The 19,975-nt window shown below is 68.3% G+C and carries 19 protein-coding genes; 5 read left to right on the forward strand and 14 right to left on the reverse strand.

Features of this window, described 5'->3' with window-relative positions; translation table 11 throughout:
- The 4 genes from C7I84_RS26885 to C7I84_RS26900 form a co-directional block, all read right to left on the reverse strand.
- Nucleotides 1-804, reverse strand: a complete 804-nt coding sequence (locus C7I84_RS26885; RefSeq protein ID WP_106775297.1) for a TrmH family RNA methyltransferase — start codon at nucleotides 802-804, stop codon at nucleotides 1-3.
- A gap of 9 nt (nucleotides 805-813) precedes the next feature.
- Entirely contained in the window at nucleotides 814-1,593 is a 780-nt protein-coding gene (locus tag C7I84_RS26890) for a HugZ family pyridoxamine 5'-phosphate oxidase (protein WP_106775317.1), read from the reverse strand.
- 76 nt (nucleotides 1,594-1,669) lie between these two features.
- Nucleotides 1,670-2,431 (reverse strand): SDR family NAD(P)-dependent oxidoreductase, encoded by a 762-nt coding sequence (locus C7I84_RS26895; protein ID WP_106775298.1) that lies wholly within the window; start codon nucleotides 2,429-2,431, stop codon nucleotides 1,670-1,672.
- 136 nt (nucleotides 2,432-2,567) lie between these two features.
- Nucleotides 2,568-3,092 carry a GNAT family N-acetyltransferase gene (locus tag C7I84_RS26900; RefSeq protein ID WP_106775318.1) on the reverse strand — a complete coding sequence of 175 codons (525 nt, stop codon included), beginning with the start codon at nucleotides 3,090-3,092 and terminating at the stop codon, nucleotides 2,568-2,570.
- Between the two features lie 275 nt (nucleotides 3,093-3,367).
- Here C7I84_RS26900 and C7I84_RS26905 point away from each other — a divergent pair, with 275 nt between their 5' ends.
- Both C7I84_RS26905 and C7I84_RS26910 read left to right on the forward strand, forming a co-directional pair.
- Entirely contained in the window at nucleotides 3,368-4,348 is a 981-nt protein-coding gene (locus C7I84_RS26905; protein ID WP_106775299.1) for a glutathione S-transferase family protein, read from the forward strand.
- 243 nt (nucleotides 4,349-4,591) lie between these two features.
- A complete protein-coding gene (locus tag C7I84_RS26910) occupies nucleotides 4,592-5,095 on the forward strand; it encodes an ion channel (protein ID WP_106775300.1) in 504 nt (167 codons plus the stop codon).
- Between the two features lie 49 nt (nucleotides 5,096-5,144).
- On the opposite strand, the gene C7I84_RS26915 is transcribed toward C7I84_RS26910, so the two are convergent.
- On the reverse strand, nucleotides 5,145-6,005 hold the full coding sequence (locus tag C7I84_RS26915; protein ID WP_106775301.1) for a DMT family transporter: 861 nt from the start codon (nucleotides 6,003-6,005) through the stop codon (nucleotides 5,145-5,147).
- Nucleotides 6,006-6,151: 146 nt separating this feature from the next.
- Between C7I84_RS26915 and C7I84_RS26920 the strand changes: the two genes are divergently transcribed.
- Nucleotides 6,152-7,555: an aminotransferase-like domain-containing protein gene (locus C7I84_RS26920; protein ID WP_207771079.1), complete on the forward strand. Its 1,404-nt coding sequence runs from the start codon at nucleotides 6,152-6,154 to the stop codon at nucleotides 7,553-7,555.
- 79 nt (nucleotides 7,556-7,634) lie between these two features.
- Here the strand turns inward: C7I84_RS26920 and C7I84_RS26925 are convergent, their stop codons facing one another.
- Nucleotides 7,635-8,126, reverse strand: coding sequence for an NUDIX domain-containing protein (locus C7I84_RS26925; protein ID WP_106775319.1), 492 nt, complete (start codon nucleotides 8,124-8,126; stop codon nucleotides 7,635-7,637).
- A 50-nt stretch (nucleotides 8,127-8,176) separates the two neighbouring features.
- Between C7I84_RS26925 and C7I84_RS26930 the strand changes: the two genes are divergently transcribed.
- A complete protein-coding gene (locus tag C7I84_RS26930; RefSeq protein ID WP_106775303.1) occupies nucleotides 8,177-9,118 on the forward strand; it encodes a metallophosphoesterase family protein in 942 nt (313 codons plus the stop codon).
- Nucleotides 9,119-9,145: 27 nt separating this feature from the next.
- Here the strand turns inward: C7I84_RS26930 and C7I84_RS26935 are convergent, their stop codons facing one another.
- On the reverse strand, nucleotides 9,146-9,754 hold the full coding sequence (locus C7I84_RS26935) for a hypothetical protein (protein WP_245428627.1): 609 nt from the start codon (nucleotides 9,752-9,754) through the stop codon (nucleotides 9,146-9,148).
- A 348-nt stretch (nucleotides 9,755-10,102) separates the two neighbouring features.
- The gene (leuA, locus tag C7I84_RS26940) at nucleotides 10,103-11,773 is read right to left on the reverse strand and encodes a 2-isopropylmalate synthase (RefSeq protein WP_165816243.1); all 1,671 of its coding nucleotides are present in this window, start codon (nucleotides 11,771-11,773) and stop codon (nucleotides 10,103-10,105) included.
- 442 nt (nucleotides 11,774-12,215) lie between these two features.
- On the opposite strand from leuA, the gene C7I84_RS26945 reads away from it, so the two are divergent.
- On the forward strand, nucleotides 12,216-13,256 hold the full coding sequence (locus C7I84_RS26945) for a phosphatidylglycerol lysyltransferase domain-containing protein (RefSeq protein ID WP_106775305.1): 1,041 nt from the start codon (nucleotides 12,216-12,218) through the stop codon (nucleotides 13,254-13,256).
- A 10-nt stretch (nucleotides 13,257-13,266) separates the two neighbouring features.
- Here the strand turns inward: C7I84_RS26945 and C7I84_RS26950 are convergent, their stop codons facing one another.
- The 6 genes from C7I84_RS26950 to C7I84_RS26975 form a co-directional block, all read right to left on the reverse strand.
- Nucleotides 13,267-14,355, reverse strand: coding sequence for an AbrB family transcriptional regulator (locus C7I84_RS26950; protein ID WP_106775306.1), 1,089 nt, complete (start codon nucleotides 14,353-14,355; stop codon nucleotides 13,267-13,269).
- 290 nt (nucleotides 14,356-14,645) lie between these two features.
- Complete coding sequence (locus C7I84_RS26955; protein WP_106775307.1) at nucleotides 14,646-14,933, reverse strand: MoaD/ThiS family protein; 288 nt, start codon at nucleotides 14,931-14,933, stop codon at nucleotides 14,646-14,648.
- 17 nt (nucleotides 14,934-14,950) lie between these two features.
- Nucleotides 14,951-16,033, reverse strand: coding sequence for a WD40/YVTN/BNR-like repeat-containing protein (locus C7I84_RS26960; RefSeq protein WP_106775321.1), 1,083 nt, complete (start codon nucleotides 16,031-16,033; stop codon nucleotides 14,951-14,953).
- A 181-nt stretch (nucleotides 16,034-16,214) separates the two neighbouring features.
- Nucleotides 16,215-16,622, reverse strand: a complete 408-nt coding sequence (locus tag C7I84_RS26965) for a VOC family protein (RefSeq protein ID WP_106775308.1) — start codon at nucleotides 16,620-16,622, stop codon at nucleotides 16,215-16,217.
- A gap of 49 nt (nucleotides 16,623-16,671) precedes the next feature.
- A complete protein-coding gene (locus C7I84_RS26970) occupies nucleotides 16,672-17,580 on the reverse strand; it encodes a cation diffusion facilitator family transporter (RefSeq protein WP_106775309.1) in 909 nt (302 codons plus the stop codon).
- Nucleotides 17,581-17,749: 169 nt separating this feature from the next.
- Nucleotides 17,750-19,939, reverse strand: coding sequence for an anthranilate synthase (locus C7I84_RS26975; protein ID WP_106775310.1), 2,190 nt, complete (start codon nucleotides 19,937-19,939; stop codon nucleotides 17,750-17,752).
- Nucleotides 19,940-19,975: the final 36 nt, after the last annotated feature.

A 19,975-nucleotide genomic window follows, 5' to 3' on the forward strand; every position in this document is an offset into this window, starting at 1 on the left:
TCAGCGCCCGACATCCGCCAGCCGATGCAGGGCGATCGCCGACGTAGCGGCGACGTTCAGGCTGTCGAAGCCCGGCGCGATGGCGATGCGCAGCGTCCGCATGCGTGCCATCAGCGTCTCCGGCAGGCCTTCGCCCTCGGTGCCGAGGAAAAGCGCCAGGCGACCAGGCCGATCGAAGGCGCCTATCTCCGTTTCGCCGCGCGGCGACAGGGCGGCCGGCTCGATGCCTTTGGCGGCCAGCGCATCGACAAAGCCGCCCATGTCGTCGAAACGCGCGAATGACACGCGGAACACGCCGCCCACCGAGACGCGGATCGCCTTGCGGTAGAGCGGATCGCAGCACGAGGCGTCGGCGAACACGGCATCGACGCCGAAGGCGGCGGCATTGCGGAAGATCGAGCCGATATTGTCGTGGTTGGAGAGGCCGACCAGCACCAGCGCCAGCGTGCGCCGCGGCAGCGCCGCCAGCAGATCGGCCGCCGTCGGCACGCCGCGCCGCCGGCCCAGCGCCAGGATGCCGCGATGGATGTGGAAGCCGGCGATTGCGTTCATCACCTCCGCCGTGGCGACATGGACGGGAATTTCGGCCGGCAGGCGGGCGAGTGTCTCCGACAGGCCGGCTACGCGGCTTTCCAGCAGCAGCACGGACTGCAGCTCGTAGTCCGGCGCGCCCAGCAGGACGTTCAGAACGACCTTGCCCTCGGCGACGAAAAGGCCCTGCCGGCCGACCAGGTCGCGCTCGCGGATGTCGCGGAACGCGGCGACGCGCGGATCGTGGGGATCGATGACGCGGATGAGTTCCATGCCCGGCGATCAGGCCTGCGGCGCTCCAGCGCCCAGCGCCGCCCGGGCCGTCTTCGCCATCGCGACCAGCGCGGGGCGCAGGTCGGACGCCGCCTGCAGCGGCGCCGGGAAGAAGATGCGCAGCACCTCGTCGCCGCGGCCGAGGTCGATGCCATCGGCGTCGAAGCCGGTCATCGTCCAGCCGTCGCCGGATGCCCGCGCGAAATGCGCGGCATAGAGGCCGATGGCGTCGAGGTGGTCGGAATTCATGTGGTCGAGCGCGCCCTGCTCGGAGGCTGCGAGGGCGTCGAGGGCGGGGCTGACGGTCATGACATCCTCGCGCGTCAGCGCATAGGCCTTGCCGAAGCCGCCGTTCAGGCTGGCGCGCTCGGGCTCCAGCCGGAAAAGCCGGAAATCGGCGAGGCCGGCGTAGAGTTTAGCCTTCGGGTTCTTGTTGAGGTAGCGCCGCTCGGCGCGGGCCTGCTCCGGCGTGTCCTTTTCCAGCAGCACGGCGCGGCACACGAGCGTGAGCCGCGGATGGGCGAGCGCATCGCCCTTGCCCGGCTCGCCGACCAGCAGCGAGCAGCGCGGGTCGGCGTCGAGCGCCCGCGTGTGGGCGGAGAGGCCGGACACCAGGATGAGCGGCGCGCCGTCGGCGTCGGTGGCGACGCCGACGCGGCTGGCCAGCGGACTGCCGGTTTCCGGCTCCAGCACGGCGATGGCGCCGAAACGCGCCGAGCGCAGCAGCGTCCTTGCCAGCCGGATCGCCTCGTCGTCGGTGGGCCGCAGCACGTCGCGCTTGTCGGTCATCGCATCCCCCTCGAACATGATGTCGAGGCTCCACTTATCGAGCGGGCCCGGCAGGCGCAAGCCGCCGCCAGGGCGGCTATTTCGGCGGCAGGCGCACCGCCGCGTCGAGCCGGATGGTCTCGCCGTTCAGCATCTGGTTCTCGACGATATGGACGGCAAGTGCGCCATATTCGGACGGCTCGCCGAGCCGGGGCGGGAAGGGCACCACCTCTCCCAGCGATTCCTGCACGTCGGCGGGCATGCCGGCCACCATCGGCGTCTTGAAGATGCCGGGGGCTATGGTGACGACGCGGATGCCGGAGCGGGCGAGGTCGCGCGCGAGCGGCAGGGTCATGCCGACAACGCCGCCCTTGGAGGCGGAATAGGCCACCTGGCCGATCTGGCCGTCGAAGGCGGCGACCGAGGCGGTGTTGACGATGACGCCGCGCTCGCCGCCGGCGAGCGGCTCAAGTTTCGCGGCGCGATCGGCGAACAGCCGGATCATGTTGAAGCTGCCGACGAGGTTGACCTCGATCACCTTGCGGAAGAGGTCGAGCGGATGCGGACCCTCCTTGCCAACGGTCCGCTTGCCGGCGACGATGCCGGCGCAGTTGACGAGGATGCGGGCGCCGCCGAGCTCTTCCGCCGCCCGTGCCACCGCGGCCTCCGCGCCCTCGGCGCTGGTCACGTCGCAGCCGAGCGCGATGCCGCCGATGTCGCGGGCCACCGCCTGCGCGCGCTCCAGCCCGATATCCAGCACGGCGACGCGCGCGCCCTTGGCCGCCAGCGCCCTTGCGGTGGCCTCGCCGAGCCCCGAGCCGCCGCCAGTGACGAGCGCCGTCTGTCCGCTGATGTCCATGCCGAACCGTCTCCTTGAATGCTGGTCGTCATCGTATGGGCACGTCCCATGCCACGCAATGGCGGATGGGACGCAGCCTCAGGCGCCGATGTCCATGGCAGCCCGTTTTTGCGGGTTTCGGCGAAGCGGTGGCGGTTCACCCCGGCTGCGCCACCCGCACGGTGTCTTCGTGGCGGACCTCGCCCTTGAGCCGCTCGACCGTGCCGGGAACGAGCTCGTAGGCGAGGATGCGGTCGAGGTCTACGGGGCGGGGCATGATGACCTGCCCGCGCGGGATGCGCTTGAAGCCGAGCGGCCCGTAATAGGGCTCGTCGCCGACCAGCATGACGGCGCCGGCGCCGTCCCGCCGCGCCGCCTCGATGGCGACCGCCACCAGCTTGCGGCCGATGCCGAGATTCTTGTGGGCGGGGCGCACCGCCAGCGGCCCGAGCAGCAGCGCCCGCCCGCCGCCCGCGGCGATGCGCGTCAGGCGCACGGAGGCGACCACCTCGTTGCGCTTAAGCGCGACGAAGGAGAGATGCCGCTCGTGCGGGCCGCCCTCGCGAATCCTGTAGGCGGCGCGCGCGAAGCGTCCCGGCCCGAAGGCCTCTTCGTTGATGTGATCGATCTCGAGGTCGTGCGCCGGGGTTTCCGGCATGAAGATAATTTCGGCAGGGATCATGATGTGCGACATCCGGTCGGTACGAGGAAGGGTTTGCTGCGCGGCGCGCAGCCTCGCCAGTCAGCGCGTCAAGCGCTGGCGCCCATTCGTCGTCGGTCGAACCGGATTTTCATGCACGTTGCCATGACGAACGCCGCTAGCACCAAATTCGCCGGTCGTCCATCGGCCGCGGCGAATTTTTCGATGACGGTTCATCCCGGCAGGACGCTGTGTTCAGCCGGCGGCGGTTTTGCTTTCGGCCGCACTGACCTATCTGTCGGGCAAAGGAGAAACGCATGGGACAGCTGGTCGACGGCAAGTGGCGGGACGTCTGGTACTCTACCCGCGATACCGGCGGGCGCTTCGAGCGTCCGGACGCGCCGTGGCGCGACTGGGTGACGGCCGACGGCAGCCCGGCGCCGGGCCGCACGCGCGGCTTCAAGGCCGAGCCGGGGCGCTATCATCTCTATGTCTCCTATGCCTGCCCCTGGGCGCACCGGACGCTGATTTTTCGCGTGCTGAAGAAGCTCGAGGACATCGTGTCGGTTTCCGTCGTCCACCATTTCATGGGCAAGGACGGCTGGACGTTCCTCGCCGAGGACGGCGCCACCGGCGACGGCCTCTACGGCCTCGACTTCCTGCACCAGATCTACACCCGCGCCGACCCGCACTACACCGGGCGGGTGACCGTGCCGGTGCTGTGGGACCGCAGGCAGGAGACTATCGTCTCCAACGAGTCGCCGGAAATCATCCGCATGCTCAACTCGGCCTTCGACGAATGGGGCGACGCCTCGGTGGATTTCTATCCGCAGCCGCTGCGTGCCGAGATCGATGAGATCAATGCGCTCGTCTACCCGGCCATCAACAACGGCGTCTACCGCGCCGGCTTCGCCACCACGCAGGACGCCTATGAGGAGGCGTTCGGCGAGTTGTTTGCCGCGCTCGACACGCTGGAGGACAAGCTGTCGCGGCAGCGCTACCTCGTCGGCGGACGCATCACCGAGGCCGACTGGCGGCTGTTCACAACGCTCGCCCGCTTCGACCCGGTCTATGTCGGCCACTTCAAATGCAATCTGCGCCGCATCGCCGATTATCCCAACCTGTCGAACTATTTTCGCGATCTCTATCAGGTGCCGGGCGTGGCGGGCACGATGAACATGCAGCACATCAAGGCGCATTATTACGGCAGCCACACCACCATCAACCCGACGCGCATCGTGCCGGTCGGGCCGGAGCTGGACTATGCCGCCCCGCACGACCGCGGCCGGTTCGGGTGAGCCTTCGCGGCTCGCCGAAGGCCCTGATCACCGGTGTCGCGACGCACGACAGCATTGCACACTCGGACAGCGCTTATCAGGAGCCACGCGGCCCGTCTTATCAAGCGCACGGCGGATAGTGTCCGATGGGTGGTCGACAGACTCATGCCGATGCCGGAATAATCGCGCCTCAGCATCGAGCGCGATCGGACGGCCTCGCGGGTGTCGATCCGGATTGCCAGCCAGAGAAGGACTTGCCGTACGATGGACGCGCTTTCGGCCCCGAACCCGGTCCTGGAGATCGTTCTCGGCACCCTGACCCTGGTGGTGATCATTTTCGTCCACGGCGCGGGCATCCGCTCGATCAACCAGCGCTTCAGCAAGTCCTGGGTCCACGTCGACCACGCCACCCCGCACTGGCGCGTCAACCTGCTGCTCGCCCTGACCATCGGCGCCCTGGCTGCCCTGCATTTCGCCGAGACGCTGCTGTGGGCGCTTCCCGTCTCGCTGCTGGGGCTCATCCCGTCGATGCGCGACAGCTACTACTACGTTCTCCAGAGCTACACGACGCTCGGCGAGGGAACCGTCAGCCTACCCGAGCAGTGGCGCCTGATCGGCCCGATCATCGCGATGTCGGGATTGTTCACCTTCGGCTGGACCGCCAGCGTGCTGGTGAGCGTCATGACCGAGTTCGGCAAGCTCGACAGGTTGCGTGCCGAGGGGCTGAAGGACAAAGGTCAGGCCGGACCTGGTTCCGGGGCTTCGTGAAAAAGCTTGCGGACGTCCGCTCCTGCGCGCCCGCCACCCCGACTTTGATCTAGGCGAAGCGTTTGGCGCCGGCGACGCACAGCACGACCAGCCCGGTCACGGCTATCATCGTCCAGGCGACCGGCTCGCCGAGCAGCAGTCCGGCCAGGGCGAGCCCGAAGAAGGGCTGGAGAAGCTGCAACTGCCCGACCCCGGCGATGCCGCCGAGCGCCAGCCCGCGATACCAGAAGACGAAGCCGACCAGCATGCTGAACACCGAGACGTAGGCGAGCCCATACCAGGCCGGCGGCGCGACCCCGCTCCAGTCCGCCGGAAGCGTCGCCAGACCGATGACTGCCATGACGGGCAGTGACAGCACCAGCGCCCAGGAGATCACCTGCCAGCCGCCGAGACGCCGTGACAGCGTGGCGCCCTCGGCATAACCGAGCCCGCACAGCAGGATGGCCGCGATCATCAGGAGATCGCCCGTCAGCGAGGCCGGACCGCTTTGCGTCAACGCAAAGCCGGCGACCAGAAGGCTGCCGAGGATCGAGAACAGCCAGAAGGCCGGCTTGGGTCGCTCGCCGCCGCGCAGCACGCCGAAGATCGCGGTGCAGAGCGGCAGCAGGCCGACGAAGACGATCGAATGCGCCGCGGTGATATGCTGCAGCGCCAGCGCCGTCAGCAGCGGGAAGCCGACCACGACGCCAATGGCGACGACGGCGAGCGGGCCGACGTCACGCCGCGCCGGCCGCTCCTGCCGCAGCATCCACAGCAAGGCCATCCCGAGCAGCGCGGCGATGACCGCACGTGCCGAGGTAAGGAAGATCGGCGAGAAACCGTCGACCGCCACCCGCGTCGCCGGCAGCGATCCGCTGAAGATCACCACGCCGAGGAGCCCGCTGCCCCATCCTGCCGTCGCCGCTTTCATGATGCCCTCGATTCGGACTGTTCGTAGCCGCGCGGGGCTGGCGGCGACAGGGACAGTTCAGTACAATTTCGCCAAACTGTATGGCTCACTATTCCAATACGATGACGGGTGGCGGACGACCAATGGGAACACGCACGGCAGAGGTAATGGCCGCGATCCGCGCCAGGGTGGCGAGCCGCGCGCTGGCGAGCGGCGACCGGCTGCCCTCCATCCGCACCTTTGCCGCCGTCATGGACGTGTCGCCGTCGACCGTCGTCGAAGCCTATGACCGGCTCGCCGCCGAGGGGCTGATCCGGGCGAGACCCGGCTCCGGCTTCTACGTGTCGACCATCGCCCCGCCGCTCACGCTGGCCGAGACCGGCCCGAAGCTCGACCGGGCGCTCGATCCGTTCTGGGTATCCCGCCAGTCGCTGGATGCCGATCCGGCTGTGGCCAAGCCCGGCTGCGGCTGGCTGCCGGCCGATTGGATGCCGAACGACGCGCTCCGCCGCGCCGTCCGCCGCCTTGCCAGGGCCGACGACGCGGTGCTCGCCGACTACGGCGCCACGCGCGGGCCGCTGGCGCTGCGCCGCCTGCTGTCGCGCCGGTTCGCCGGCGAAGGCCTGGAGGCGGGCCCCGACCAGATCCTGCTGACCGGATCGGGCACGCAGGCGATCGATCTCATCTGCCGCTTCCTGGTCAGGCCCGGCGACGCCGTGCTGGTCGACGATCCCAGCTACTTCAACTTCCAGGCGCTCCTGCGGGCCCATCAGGCGACGATCGTCGGCGTGCCCTATACGCCGGCCGGACCGGACGTGGAGCGTTTCGTCGAGGCCGCCACGGTGCACCGGCCGCGCCTCTACATCACCAATTCCGCCCTGCACAATCCGACCGGGGCGACGCTCTCGCCGCAGACCGCCCACCGCCTGCTGAACGCCGCCGCGGCGCACGACATGACGATCGTCGAGGACGACATCTTCGCCGATTTCGAGCCCGAGCCGTCGCCGCGCCTCGCCGCGCTCGACGGCCTGTCGCGGGTCATCCGCATCGGCAGCTTCTCCAAGACGTTGTCGGCCTCCATCCGCTGCGGCTATATCGCGGCGCGTCCCGATTGGATCGAGGCGCTGATCGACCTGCAGGTGGCGACGAGCTTCGGCGGCGTCAGCCCCGTCGCCGCCGAACTGGTGCTGGCGGCGCTCAGCGACGGCAGCTACCGCAAGCATCTGGAGGCGCTGCGGCGGCGGCTCGCCCGGGCCCGGCGCGACACGGCGGCAAGCCTGCGGATGCTCGGCATCTCGCCCTGGCTGCTGCCGCGCGGCGGCTTCTATCTGTGGTGCGGGCTGCCCGACGGGCGCGATGCGGCTGCGGTCGCCCGCGCCGCCCTGCGCGAGAACGTCTTGCTGGCGCCCGGCGACGTCTTCAGCGTCTCGCAGACCGCCACCGGCTTCATGCGCTTCAACGTCGCCCAGATGAGCGACGCCCGGATATTCGCCGTGCTGGAGCGCGTGTTGCGAGCGTCGGAAAGGGAGGCATCGGCACAGGCCGGCGGCAGTTTGCGGGCGGCGCGATGAGGCGGATCGGCCAAGCCGCTCCGCGGACAGCGGTGCCTGGACGGGCCACCCTCATGCGAGCGGGGACGCTCGCGTCGAACTACCAGTAAGGCGACGGCGGCTTGCCCGAAAACACCTCCGCTATGCGCCGGTGCGTCGCCGGCGTGGTCGCTTCCGGCAGGCGGTCGAGCGGGAAGAAGCCGGCCTCGGCGATCTCGCGGTCGGGCCTTTTCAGACCGGTCTGCGCGAACTGCTCGATCACATAGAAGGCGACATGGTCGCGGCGCGAGGCGTTGCGGTTGAAGTGCATGGATTTCAGCACAGGCGAGCCGACGGCGATGTTGCCTTCCTCCAGGCATTCGCGCGTCAGCGCCTCCTCCAGCGTCTCGCCGAGCTCGACGCCGCCGCCCGGAAGCTGCCAGCCCGGAACATAGGTGTGGCGGATGAGGAAGACGGCGTTGTTCGCCCGGTCTATGACCATGCCGCGCACCCCCAGCGTCATCGCCCGGCGCAGCAGGAAATAGCGGTGGAACAGTTTTGCGCGCAGCCCCGGCCAGCCGGTCTGCCGGAACCGCGCCTCGCCGGATGACATCATCGTGACCGGGGGTGGAAAGCGTCGGAACCGTACCGTAAGAAAGGTCGATGCTCAGGCTCGCGCATATTTCCGATGTCCATCTGGGGCCGCTTCCCGATGTATCCTACCGCGAACTCGCTTCCAAGCGTGTCATCGGCTACGTCAACTGGCACCGCAGCCGCCGCCGGATCCTGACGCAGGGCACGGTCGGCGCCATCGTCGAGGCGATCCGGGCGGAGAAGCCCGACCATCTCGCCGTCACCGGCGACCTGGTCAACCTCGCCCTCGACAGCGAGCTGGAGCTGGCGCGGCTGTGGCTGGAGACGTTGGGCCGGCCGGAAGACGTTTCTGTGGTTCCCGGAAACCACGACGCCTATGTGCCGGGCGCCTTCGACAAGGCCTGCCGGCTGTGGGCGCCGTGGATGCGCGGCGACGGCTATGACGGGCCGGTCGGGCGCCTGACCTTTCCCTATCTCAGGGTGCGCGGCCAGGTGGCGCTGATCGGCGTGTCGACGGCGCGCGCCACCGCGCCGTTCATGGCCAACGGCTTTTTTCGCGAGGAACAGGCGACACGGCTGGCGCGCCTGCTCGACGAGGCGGGGCGGAAAAAACTCTTCCGCGTCATCATGATCCATCATCCGCCGGTGCGCGCCGCCGTGCAGCAGCACAAGCGGCTGTTCGGCATTGCCAACTTCCACAGGACCGTGCTGGCGCATGGTGCCGAGCTGGTGCTGCACGGCCATTCGCACGATCCCACGCTCTACTGGATCGGCGAGCGCAAAAAGCCGATCCCGGTGGTCGGCGTGGCCGCCACGGGGCAGGGGCCGGGCGGCCGGCACCCGGCGGCGCAGTACAATCTGGTCGAGATCTCCGGCGAGCCGGGCGCCTGGCACATCGGGCTGTCGCGGCACGGGCTGACGGACACGCTCGGCGCGGTGTCGGAGATCGAGACGCTCGACCTCGGCTCGCCGCGCCGCGCGCCGGCGCCCTTCGAGAACGCCGCCTCCTGACACGCCGGCTCGCAGCCGAAAGCGAGGCTACTGAACGCCGCTGGTGAGCCGCTCCCACAGCAGCGCGATGGCGACCGCGAGGCCGAAGCCGATGCCGGTGACGAAGATCCACGCACCGGAGAGCACGGTCGACCAGACCTTGCGCTCGTGCAGCTTCGCCGCCGCCTCTTCCGGCGAGCGGGCGACAAGAACACCCTCCACCGCCGCGCTCATGTCGCCTTCCAGCATCTGCTCACGCTCAACGATGCGCTCGGCGACGTAGCGGGTCACCCGGTCGGCTACAATCTGCATCTTCGGTGATTCGGCCAGCACCACGCGGCCGTTGCGGGTATCCTTGACGAAGCGGTAGGTGCGCCGGTCGCGCCCCATGGCGACGTGGCTGACCGCGTCGATCCACAGCCGCGGCTGCAGGCCCGACGAGATGGTGAAGTCGAAGCAGTCGACGTCGGCCGGCACTTCGGCGAAGACCGGCGCCAGCTCGGCGGCGAGGAGCTGCAACCGGACCCGCGTCGCCTCGCGCAGCTCGACGACGACGTCGTCGCGATCCGCCGCGGCGTTCTTCACCTCGCGGATCGCGTCGGACAGTTTTCGGATCTGGGCGGCCGGTTGCTGGCCGTCGGCCCTGTCGTTCGCCAAGGTCTGCTCCGGTTCGAGCGTGCGTCAGCAATATAGTTAACAGAATCCTGCGCCGAAACCAGCGCGTTCGATGTAGGCGCTTTCCTGCCGGGGAGATGCGAGCAAATCGGGCATAAGGCTTACCCCCACCCCTAACCCCTCCCCACAAGGGGGAGGGGACTGGCTCGCATCGCCGAGCGGCGCCAGCCGTCAATCGTTTCGCGCGGCATGGCAGCGGCAAAGTTCCCCTCCCCCTTGTGGGGAGGGGTTAGGGGTGGGGGTAATTGGGCTAGGCAACGCTTCCAGAATTTTCGTATGCGATTGCCCGGCGGTGAGGGAGCTGAAACCCGCGGACGGGACGCCGTTGGCCTACCTTGCTCCGACGATGCGGTTCACCGCCGACACCACCGCCTCGAGGGAGGCGCCGACGATGTTGGTGCTGATGCCGGCGCCGAACAGCGTGCCGCCGGGATGCTCCATCTCGACATAGGAGATCGCCGCGGCGTTGGAGCCGTGCTGGATGGAGTGCTCGGAATAGTCGCGCACCGAGATGGCCAGCCCGACATGCCGCGACAGCGCGTCGACGAAACCGTCGACCGGGCCGTTGCCGGAGCCGCGGATCGTCACCTCCCTGCCGCCGTCCAAAATGGTCGCCTCGACGATGCGCCGGCCCTTCACCTCGGTGTCGGGATAGGTCTGGTGGTCGACGAACTTAAGCCGCCCGTCGGGCTGGTCGATGTAGACCTCGCGGAAGCGCTCGTAGATGCGCTTGGCCGACAGTTCCTTGCCTTCGGCGTCGGTGATCGCCTGGATGTCCTTGGAGAACTCGACCTGCAGGCTGCGCGGCAGATTGAGCCCGTAATCGGCCTGCAGCACATAGGCGATGCCGCCCTTGCCGGACTGCGAGTTGATGCGGATGATCGCCTCGTAGCTGCGGCCGACATCCTGCGGGTCGATCGGCAGGTACGGCACTTCCCACAGCGCCTTGTTCGCCGTCCTGATCGCCTTCATGCCCTTGTTGATGGCGTCCTGGTGCGAGCCGGAGAAGGCGGTGTAGACCAGCTCGCCGACATAGGGATGCCGCTCGGGGATCTTGAGCTGGTTGGAATATTCGTAGACGTCCTTCATCCGGTTGATGTCGGAGCAGTCGAGCATGGGATCGACGCCCTGCGTGTACATGTTGAGCGCCAGCGTCACGACGTCGACATTGCCGGTGCGCTCGCCATTGCCGAACAGCGTGCCCTCGACGCGGTCGGCGCCTGCCATCAGGGCGAGCTCGGTGGCGGCGATGCCGGTGCCGCGGTCGTTGTGCGGATGCAGCGAGATGATCAGGTTGTCGCGGTTGTCGAGATGACGGATCATCCATTCGATCTGGTCGGCATAGATGTTGGGCGTCGCCATCTCGACGGTCGAGGGCAGGTTGACGATCAGCCTGTTCTCGGGCGTCGGCTTCACGATCTCGGCGACGGCGTTGCAGATCTCCAGCGCCACCTCCAGCTCGGTGCCGGTAAAGCTCTCCGGCGAATACTGGAAGCGGAAGCCGCCGCCGGACTTGGCCGCCATGTCGGTGATCATCTTGGCGGCGTCGGTGGCGATCTGCTTGATGCCGGCGACGTCCTTCTGGAAGACGACGCGGCGCTGCAGCTCGCTGGTCGAGTTGTAGAAATGCACGATCGGGTTTTTCGCGCCCTGCAAGGCCTCGAAGGTGCGGGTGATCAGCTCCGGCCGGCACTGCACCAGCACCTGGAGCGACACGTCGTCCGGCACGTTGCCTTCCTCGATGCACCAGCGGGCGAAGTCGAAATCGGTCTGCGAGGCCGACGGGAAGCCAATCTCGATCTCCTTGAAGCCCATGTCGAGCAGGAGCTGGAACATGCGCGCCTTGCGCTCGTGGCCCATCGGGTCGACCAGCGCCTGGTTGCCGTCGCGCAGGTCGACGGAGCACCAGATCGGCGCCTTGTCGATGCGTTTTGACGGCCAGGTGCGGTCGGGCAGGCCGACGAGCGGATAGGGTTCGTATTTGGCCGCGGCGTTCGGCATGCCGTGCGCGGCGCGGATGCGGGTGGTCTGGTTCATCTTGCTTCTCTCTGCGCTTCAGCCGCGGACATGGCGTCCGGCGAAGCTCTGAAGTGTTTTGCTGACTGGAGTGCGACTGGCAAGGAGCTGAGCCGCCCTCGGCGGCGCAACGACCGCCGGGCGCTCCTTCAGCGGGCCCGGCGGTCGCCGATAAGGCCGAGAAGCAGGATCGCGGAGGAGAGGGCGCGCAAGGTCGCCGACGCAAAGGCGCCGGTGCGGTGGGCTGCGCTGTCCGCGGACGGGTTCATGGGCGGCTTGATACAGGAGCGGGAGGGGAGAGGCAAGGGTCTGCGGAGTTCTGTCCTGCAAGGCGGCTGGCTTGATACCCGGCCGGTATCGGATTATCTGCGGCTCGCGCGGTAAGGCCGCCAAATCCATAACCCCCCCGAGACCGGAAGCCCGGCAGTTGCCATCCCTCCGAAAGACAGTCGACGCCGTGCTGGAGCGCCGCACCGGGGCCATTCCGGCGGTCGCCCTGTCGCTTGAGCAGCGGCTGACGCTGGTCGACCGGCATGGCGATTTCTCGCTGGCCTATTCGACCGCCGTCCAGGACGACCTGCGCTATTTCGGCGATGCCTCCGGCTACATCGCCTTCGGCAGCAAGATGGGCAGCGCGGTGGCGCTGGCCGATCCGGTGGCGGCGCCGGACGCGCGTGCAAAACTGATCCGCGACTTCGTGCGCGCGGCCGGCAATCCGTGCTTCGTGCAGATCGGCGAGGCGACGGCGCGGGAGCTTTCCGCGCTGGGCTACAAGGTCAACCGCATGGGCGTCGATACGCGGCTGATGCTGTCGCCGCAGAGCTTTGCCGGCCGCCGCAACGAGACGGTGCGCTATTCCGAACGCTGGCTGTTCAAGAACGGCTATGCGATCATCGAGGATGCCGGCGACCAGGCCTCGCTCGACCAGATCAAGCAGCTTTCGGAGCGCTGGCGGGCCGGGCGCATCGTCAGCCACCGCGAGATGCGCTTCCTCAACCGGCCGTTCCGGCCCCAGCTCGCCCCGGGGATGCGCCGCTTCCTGCTGATCGATCCGCAAGGCGTGGCGATTGCCGTGCTCGACTTCGACCCGGTCGCCGAGGAGGGCCGCACGGTCGGCTACACCACCTCGTTCAAGCGCAAGCTGCCGGGCACGACGCCGCATGCCGAGATCGGCCTCACAAAATTCGCCGCCGACCGGTTGCGCGACGAGGGGCTGGCGTTCGTGACGCTCGGCCTGTCGCCGCTCGCGGCGATAGAGGAAAGCGGCTTTGCCGAGAGCGCCGTGCTGCGCGGAGCGATGCGGCGGCTGTTCTCGTCCTCCTGGATCAACCGCCGCATCTTCAACCTGGAGGGTCAGGCGGCGTTCAAGCGGCGCTTTCACGGCACCGAGGAGCCGGTCTACGTCGCCTTCAGACGGCTGTCGCCGATGCAGATGCTGGCGATCCTGCGCCTCAGCAAGGCTTTCTGACGGCGCCCGGTCAGGGTTTCACGGCGCGGGCCACCAGTCTTGCCAGTGCCGGGCCGAACAGCAGCACGAAGATCAGCCTTGCCGACTGCAACGCCATGATCAGCGACAGGTTCACGTTGCTCGACGCGGCGGCGATGATGGCGACCGAATCCAGCCCGCCCGGACTGGTGGCGAGATAGGCGGTCAGCGGGTCGATGCCGAGTTCGTGGCTGAGCAGCCACGCGATGCCGCCGCAGAACGCCATCAGCAGCAGGATCGACAGCGTGACCTGCGGCAGGACGCGCACCGCGTGCACCACGACGGCGCGGGTGAAGTTCAGCCCGATCGCCCAGCCGACCACCGCATAGCTCGCCGCCTTCAGCCATTCCGGGATCTGGAACGGCACGCCGGCGCCGAGATGCAGCGCCATGGCGATCAGCACGGCGCCGAGGAAATAGGGCGAGGGCAGGCGGACGGCCTTGCCGATGAACCCGGCCACGGCGGCGACAGCCAGCGTGGCGGCCAGCGCCGGCCAGTCGAGCGGCGGGAACCAGGCATGGGCCGGAACGCCGGGCGCCGGGGCATCGACCCACAGCCGCGCCACGAAGGCGGCGGCGAGCGTCACCATGACGACGCGCAGATACTGCATGAAGGCGACCAGCCGGGCGTCGGCCCCGAAAGCCTCAGCCATCAGCACCATGGCCGTTGCCCCGCCGGGCGCCGAGCCCCAGACGGCGGTCGAGCCCGGCAGGATGCCAAGACGGCTGATCGACCAGCCGAGAAAGCTCGAGGCGACAAGCGTCGAGCCCACCGAGAACAGGATGATCGGCCAGGCGGTCAGGAAGGACTTGAAGATGGTGATGTCGATCGAGGTGGCGACCAGGCAGCCGACCACCGCCTGTCCGACGCCGAAGATCGGGCGCGGCATGCGGATCGTCGCGCCGGCGGCGCCGGCGCAGACGGCGATCAGCATAGGGCCGATCAGCGCGGCGGCGGGGAAGTCGATGCCGGTGAGCAGCAGCAACAGAACGGCCGAGCCGGCTGCCAGCAGGCACCATTGCAGCGGCTTGGGCAGATTGGTGAGGGGACCTGGAAGCGGCGCGGCGGGGGAAGGGGCCATGGCTCCTTCTAGACCGTTGCGGGGCCGGCTGTCAGCCCGTGCAGGCATTTCCTTCCGCCGGACAGGACGATCGCATAAGGAGTTTGCGGACACGTTGCTCGGCGAGGTACCCCCACCCCTAACCCCTCCCCGCAAGGGGGAGGGGAATCTTGCTGGCTCTCCGCGAGGCGCCAATCGTCAACGGTTTCGCGCGGCGTAGCGGCAGCAAGTCCCCCTCCCCCTTGTGGGGAGGGGTTAGGGGTGGGGGTAATTCCATATGCGATTGGCTCTGCCGCCGCGGCCGCCGGTGCCTACCCGCCGCTGATCGCCGTCAGCACGAATACCTCGGCCTCCGGCCGCAGCGGCGTGTCGAGCCGCGCGCGCTCGCCGCCGATGAAGATGTTGATGTGCCGGCGCACCGCCGGCGTGGTGTCGCACAGCCGGTCGCGCATGCCCGGCCAGCGGGCGTTCAGCGCATCGATCATCTCGCCGACCGTTCGCGCCTCGACCTCCAGCCGGCGCGGCGATCCGGGGAAAAGGTCCACCAGCGGTCCCGGCAGCCGCACGGTGACGCGGCAGGTGTTTCGGAGCGTGTCCATCGCGGGGCCTCCTGCCGCTATCGGTCGGTCACCAGCGTTTCCACCGACAGCACGGTCGGCAGGTGCTCGGCGATCGCCGTCCAGCTCTCGCCTTCGTCGGCGCTGGCAAAGACCGAGCCCGAGCTGGTGCCGAAATAGACGCCCGCCGGCTCCAGCCGGTCGGTTGCCATCGCCTGGCGCAGCACGCCGAAATAGGCGTTCTTCTGCGGCAGCCCCTCGCGCAGCGCCTGCCAGCTCCTTCCGGCATCGCGGGTGCGCCACACCGCGGCACTGGCGTCCGGCACGTAGCGGCCGGCCGAGTCGCCGTTGAGCGGCAGCAGGAACAGCGTGTCGGGATCGCTGGGATGCGCGGCCGCAGGGAAACCGAAGGTCGAGGGCAGGCCCGCCTCGATGCTCCGCCATTCCTTGCCGCCATCCTCGCTGACATACATGCCGCAGTGGTTCTGCTGGTAGAGCCGCTCCCCAGTGCCGGGCGCCATCACCAGGCAGTGCACGCACTGGCCGAATTCCGGATAGTTTTCGCCCTCGGGCAGGAAGTCGGCGCGGGTGCCGCGGTTGCGCGGCTCCCAGGTTTCTCCGCCATCGCCGGTGTAGAAGACACCGGCCGCCGAGATGCCGACCCAGATGCGGCCCTCGTCCTCGGGATGCGGCACCAGCGAATGCAGGATCAGCCCGGCGCCGCCCGGCTCCCAGCGCTCGCGCGTCGGATGGTTCTGCAGGCCCTCCATGTGCGTCCAGCTCCGGCCGCCGTCGTCGCTGCGGAACAGGCCGGCCGGCTGCACGCCGGCGTAGAGGCTGCCGTTGCGCGCCGCCAGGCTCCACACCGCCTTCACCGGCTCCTTGCCGGTCTCGTAGGCCAGCCCCTCGCTCGAATGCGTCCAGGTCTTCCCGAGATCGGTCGACTTCCACACCGCCGGGCCGAACCATTCGTTGCCGCCGCCGGCGTAGATCGTGCCGGTGCGGGAATCGGCCACGACATGGTTCATCGGCCATGTCTCGCAGAACGGGCCTTTCAGCTCCCAGCCTTTCCGCTGCCCGTCGCTCTCGGCGATGAAGGCGCCCTTCTTGGTTCCCAGAAGCACAAGGGTTTTCTGTGTCACGTCAACGTCCTCCGCGCGATCACTGGCGGCCGTCGTCTCCAGTCGGGCCGCGAAGGCGATGGCCTCGCTCTTCGGAGCGAGGACGAAAGGCGGCGCCCGGAACCGACATCGCCGCGCCGTTTTTAGCATTTTTTTCCAACTGCCGCAGCGCCGGCGACCGATGCCGGCGGGGATGACGGCGTCAGCCCTCAATCACGACCGATGCGGCGGAACGCGTCGCCGGGCCGTGATTCACTGCCTCGACATTGTTGCTGTCGGGATCGAGCACGTAAGCCGCATAATAGCCGGGATGATAGCGGCGCTCGCCCGGCGCGCCGTTGTCGCGGCCGCCGGCGGCGAGTGCGGCCGCATGAAAGCGGTGCACGGTTTCGCGATCTCCGGCCTGGAAGGCGAGATGGATGGGTGCCGGCCCGTGCCCCGGCTCCGCATCGATGAAGAACTCGTCGAAGGTGAAGAAGCCGGGCCCGTCCTGGATCGTGGCGCCGCTGCCCAGTGCGTCCAGAACGGCCTTGTAGAAGGCCTTGCTGGCTTCCAGGTCCCTGACATGCAGGTGCAGGTGGTCGATCAGTCTGCCGCGATGGTACTGCATGACGCTTGCCTCCGTTGATGCGGCGACAACGCGTAATCCAGATCAAGGTTCAGGCGAAGGGCACGGCGCTGGTTCCGGGCGGCAGCTTCGCCTCGTCGTCCGGCTCGACATGGATGAGCACGCGCACCGACGGGATTTCCGCCTTCAGCGCATCCTCGATGCGGTCGCAGATGACATGGCTCTCGCGCACCGGCATGTCGCCGTCGACGATCAGGTGGAACTCTATGAAGGTGGCGCGGCCGGCGGTGCGCGTCTTCAGGTCGTGCACCTCCATGGCGCCCCTGGAGTTCGCCGAGATGATGGCGCGGATGTGCATGTTGTCTTCGAGCGGCACCGCCTTGTCCATCAGGCCGCTCAGCGAGCCGCTGATCACCTGCCAGCCCTGGTAGAGGATGTTGAGGGCGACCAGGATCGCCAGCAGCGGGTCGAGGATGCCGTAGCCCGTCAGCACGGCGCCGACGAGGCCGGCAATGACGCCGAGCGAGGTGACGACGTCGGTCATGATGTGCTGGCCGTCGGCGACCAGCGCCGGGCTCCTGTCCTGCCGGCCGACACGGATTAACATCCATGCCCAGCCGGCGTTGATCAGGGCGGCAAAGCCGTTGACCGCAAGACCCTCCCACGGCTGTTGCAGCGGCTTCGGATCGAGCAGCGCGTCCCAGGCGGCAGCCACGATCATCAGCGCGGCCACGACGATCAGCACGCCCTCCAGCACCGCCGAAAAATACTCGGCCTTATGGTGGCCGTGCTGGTGGTCGCTGTCGGCGGGCTTCTGGCTGACCTTGATCGCCCAGAAGGCGGCGAACGAGGCGATGACGTTGACGATCGATTCCAGTGCGTCGGAATAGAGCGCCACCGAGCCTGTCATCCGCCAGGCGAGCGTCTTCAGGCCGAGCACGCCGAATGCGACGACGATCGACCAGAAGGCGAGGGAGGTGACGCGCTGCTTGGACGGCATGGCGCCTAGTCGAGGAAGAGATGGCCGGGAAATGGCCAGAGGGGATTGTCGCGGCAGGCCTCGCACCATCGGGCAGAATGCAGGGGGACGCCGGGCGCTGCCGTGGCGACCCCACCCGGCCGCTGCGCGGCCACCCTCCCCTCGAGGGGGAGGGAAGGCTGCCGCCCAGTCACGCCGCCTTGTCCTTGGCCTTGCGCGGCAAATGCGCCACGACGTTCTCGATCATGCGCATGCCGGCATTGCCGCCCAGCGTCATGATCGATTCCGGGTGGAACTGCACGGCGGCGATCGGCTCCTTGCGGTGCTCGAAGGCCATGATCACGCCGTCCTCGGTCTCGGCGGTCACGACGAAATCGTCCGGCAGCCGAACCGGGTCGGCGAAGATCGAATGATAGCGGCCGACCGTCACCTCCTTGGGCAGGCCGGAGAAGATGACGCCCGGCTTCGACACGCGGATGCGCGACGGCTTGCCGTGCATCGGCACATGCAGGTGCCGGAGCTCGCCGCCATAGGCCTCGGCCAGCGCCTGCAGGCCGAGGCAGACGCCGAAGATCGGCAGGTCGCGCTGGCGTGCCTTGCGGATCGTGGCAGCGCAGTCGAAATCCTTCGGAGAGCCGGGGCCGGGCGAAAGCACCACGAGATCCGGCTTCAGCCGGTCGAACAGCTCTTCCGCCACCGGCGTGCGTACCGTCGAGACGGTCGCGCCGGTCTGGCGGAAATAGTTGGCCAGCGTGTGGACGAAGGAGTCCTCGTGGTCGACGAGCAGGATGGTGACGCCGTCGCCGACGCGCGCGGTGCTGCGGTCGCCCGCCGCCGCGTTGCCGGCCCTGGCGTCCCTGATGGCGGAAAGCATGGCGGAGGCCTTCAGTTCGGTTTCTGCTTCTTCCTCTTCCGGAACGCTGTCGAACAGCAGCGTCGCGCCGGCGCGCACCTCGGCGACGCCGTCCTTGATGCGGATGGTCCTGAGCGTCAGGCCGGTGTTCATGTCGCCGTTGAAATGCACCATGCCGATCGCCCCGCCATACCAGGCGCGCGGGCTCTTCTCGTTCTTCTCGATGAAACGCATGGCCCACAGTTTGGGCGCGCCGGTGACGGTGACCGCCCAGGCGTGGCTCAAGAAGGCGTCGAAGGCGTCCATGCCCTCGCGCAGCCGCCCCTCGATATGGTCGACCGTGTGGATCAGCCGCGAATACATCTCGATCTGGCGCCGGCCGATGACCCGCACCGATCCCGGCTCGCACACCCGCGACTTGTCGTTGCGGTCGACGTCGGAGCACATGGTGAGCTCCGACTCGTCCTTCTTGGAGTTCAACAGCTTGAGGATCTGCTCCGAATCCGAGATGGCGTCGTCGCCGCGCTTGATCGTGCCGGAAATCGGGCAGGTCTCGACACGCCGGCCGTTGACGCGCACGAACATCTCCGGCGAGGCGCCGATCAGATATTCGTTCTCGCCGAGATTGATGAAGAAGGAATAGGGCGACGGGTTGATCGCCTTCAGCCGCCGCGAGATCTCCGACGGCAGCGACTCGCAGCGCTCGTAGAACATCTGGCCGGGAACCACCTCGAACAGGTCGCCGCGGCGAAAGCTTTCCATCGCCTTCTTGACCAGCTCGGCATATTCGCCGGGCTCGTGGTCGCCGCGCGGCGGGATGCGGTCGGCCGGGCGGAACGGCTCGGCCTCGCCCTCGCGCGGCAGGCCGGCGGTGTCGAAACCCTTGCTGGAATAGTCGTAGCGGTCGTGCCAGGCTTTCGCCGAATGATGGTCGACGACCAGGATCTCGTCCGGCAGGAACAGCACGAGGTCGCGCTGGCTCTCCGCCCGCTTCAGCGACTGCTCGACCGGGTCGAACTGGAAGGCGAGGTCGTAGCCGAAGGCGCCGTAGAGGCCGAGATTCGAATCCTGGTCGGTGTGGAAGAGTTTCGTCAGCGCGCGCAGCACCGTGAAGACCGAGGGAACGCGCGAGCGCTCCTCCTCGGTGAAGACGCGGCCGGGCTCGGCGATGGTCAGAGCCAGCCGGCGCGCCGTGGTCTGCGTCAGCGTCAAATCCTTCTCGGCGAGCAGCGTCTGCGCGATCACCGGCAGCAGCGCCTCGCCGCGGCGGTTCAGCGCCTCGATGCGCATGGAGCGGCCGCGTGCCGAGACCACCAGCGGCGGGTCGACGATCGCCGTGTCCCAGCGCGTGTAGCGGCCGGGATATTCGTAGTTGGAGGAGAAGACCGCGCCGCGCCGGCTATCCAGCGCGTCGACATAAGCCTCGATGGCCCCGGCATAGGGCGTGTCGTGGCGCTGGCGCACGATCGTTATGCCGCCCGCCGTCACGAATTTCTCGGCACCGTTGTCGAGGATCTCGACCGACATCCCTCATCTCCATCCGTTGTGCCGAGGGGTTCGGAC

The sequence above is a fragment of the Kumtagia ephedrae genome (assembly GCF_003012745.1).
GTDB lineage: Bacteria > Pseudomonadota > Alphaproteobacteria > Rhizobiales > Rhizobiaceae > Kumtagia > Kumtagia ephedrae.

Excerpts from the sequence above, each read along its gene's own strand:
- C7I84_RS26955 (WP_106775307.1), bottom strand. The coding sequence starts at position 14,933 with ATGGACACGCTCCGAAACACCTGCCGCGTCACCGTGCGGCTGCCGGGA.
- C7I84_RS26895 (WP_106775298.1), bottom strand. The coding sequence starts at position 2,431 with ATGGACATCAGCGGACAGACGGCGCTCGTCACTGGCGGCGGCTCGGGG.
- C7I84_RS26950 (WP_106775306.1), bottom strand. The coding sequence starts at position 14,355 with ATGGCCCCTTCCCCCGCCGCGCCGCTTCCAGGTCCCCTCACCAATCTG.
- C7I84_RS26970 (WP_106775309.1), bottom strand. The coding sequence starts at position 17,580 with ATGCCGTCCAAGCAGCGCGTCACCTCCCTCGCCTTCTGGTCGATCGTC.
- C7I84_RS26930 (WP_106775303.1), top strand. The coding sequence starts at position 8,177 with ATGCTCAGGCTCGCGCATATTTCCGATGTCCATCTGGGGCCGCTTCCC.
- leuA (WP_165816243.1), bottom strand. The coding sequence starts at position 11,773 with ATGCCGAACGCCGCGGCCAAATACGAACCCTATCCGCTCGTCGGCCTG.
- C7I84_RS26975 (WP_106775310.1), bottom strand. The coding sequence starts at position 19,939 with ATGTCGGTCGAGATCCTCGACAACGGTGCCGAGAAATTCGTGACGGCG.
- C7I84_RS26900 (WP_106775318.1), bottom strand. The coding sequence starts at position 3,092 with ATGATCCCTGCCGAAATTATCTTCATGCCGGAAACCCCGGCGCACGAC.
- C7I84_RS26910 (WP_106775300.1), top strand. The coding sequence starts at position 4,592 with ATGGACGCGCTTTCGGCCCCGAACCCGGTCCTGGAGATCGTTCTCGGC.
- C7I84_RS26925 (WP_106775319.1), bottom strand. The coding sequence starts at position 8,126 with ATGTCATCCGGCGAGGCGCGGTTCCGGCAGACCGGCTGGCCGGGGCTG.
- C7I84_RS26905 (WP_106775299.1), top strand. The coding sequence starts at position 3,368 with ATGGGACAGCTGGTCGACGGCAAGTGGCGGGACGTCTGGTACTCTACC.
- C7I84_RS26965 (WP_106775308.1), bottom strand. The coding sequence starts at position 16,622 with ATGCAGTACCATCGCGGCAGACTGATCGACCACCTGCACCTGCATGTC.
- C7I84_RS26920 (WP_207771079.1), top strand. The coding sequence starts at position 6,152 with ATGGCCGCGATCCGCGCCAGGGTGGCGAGCCGCGCGCTGGCGAGCGGC.
- C7I84_RS26890 (WP_106775317.1), bottom strand. The coding sequence starts at position 1,593 with ATGACCGACAAGCGCGACGTGCTGCGGCCCACCGACGACGAGGCGATC.
- C7I84_RS26915 (WP_106775301.1), bottom strand. The coding sequence starts at position 6,005 with ATGAAAGCGGCGACGGCAGGATGGGGCAGCGGGCTCCTCGGCGTGGTG.
- C7I84_RS26885 (WP_106775297.1), bottom strand. The coding sequence starts at position 804 with ATGGAACTCATCCGCGTCATCGATCCCCACGATCCGCGCGTCGCCGCG.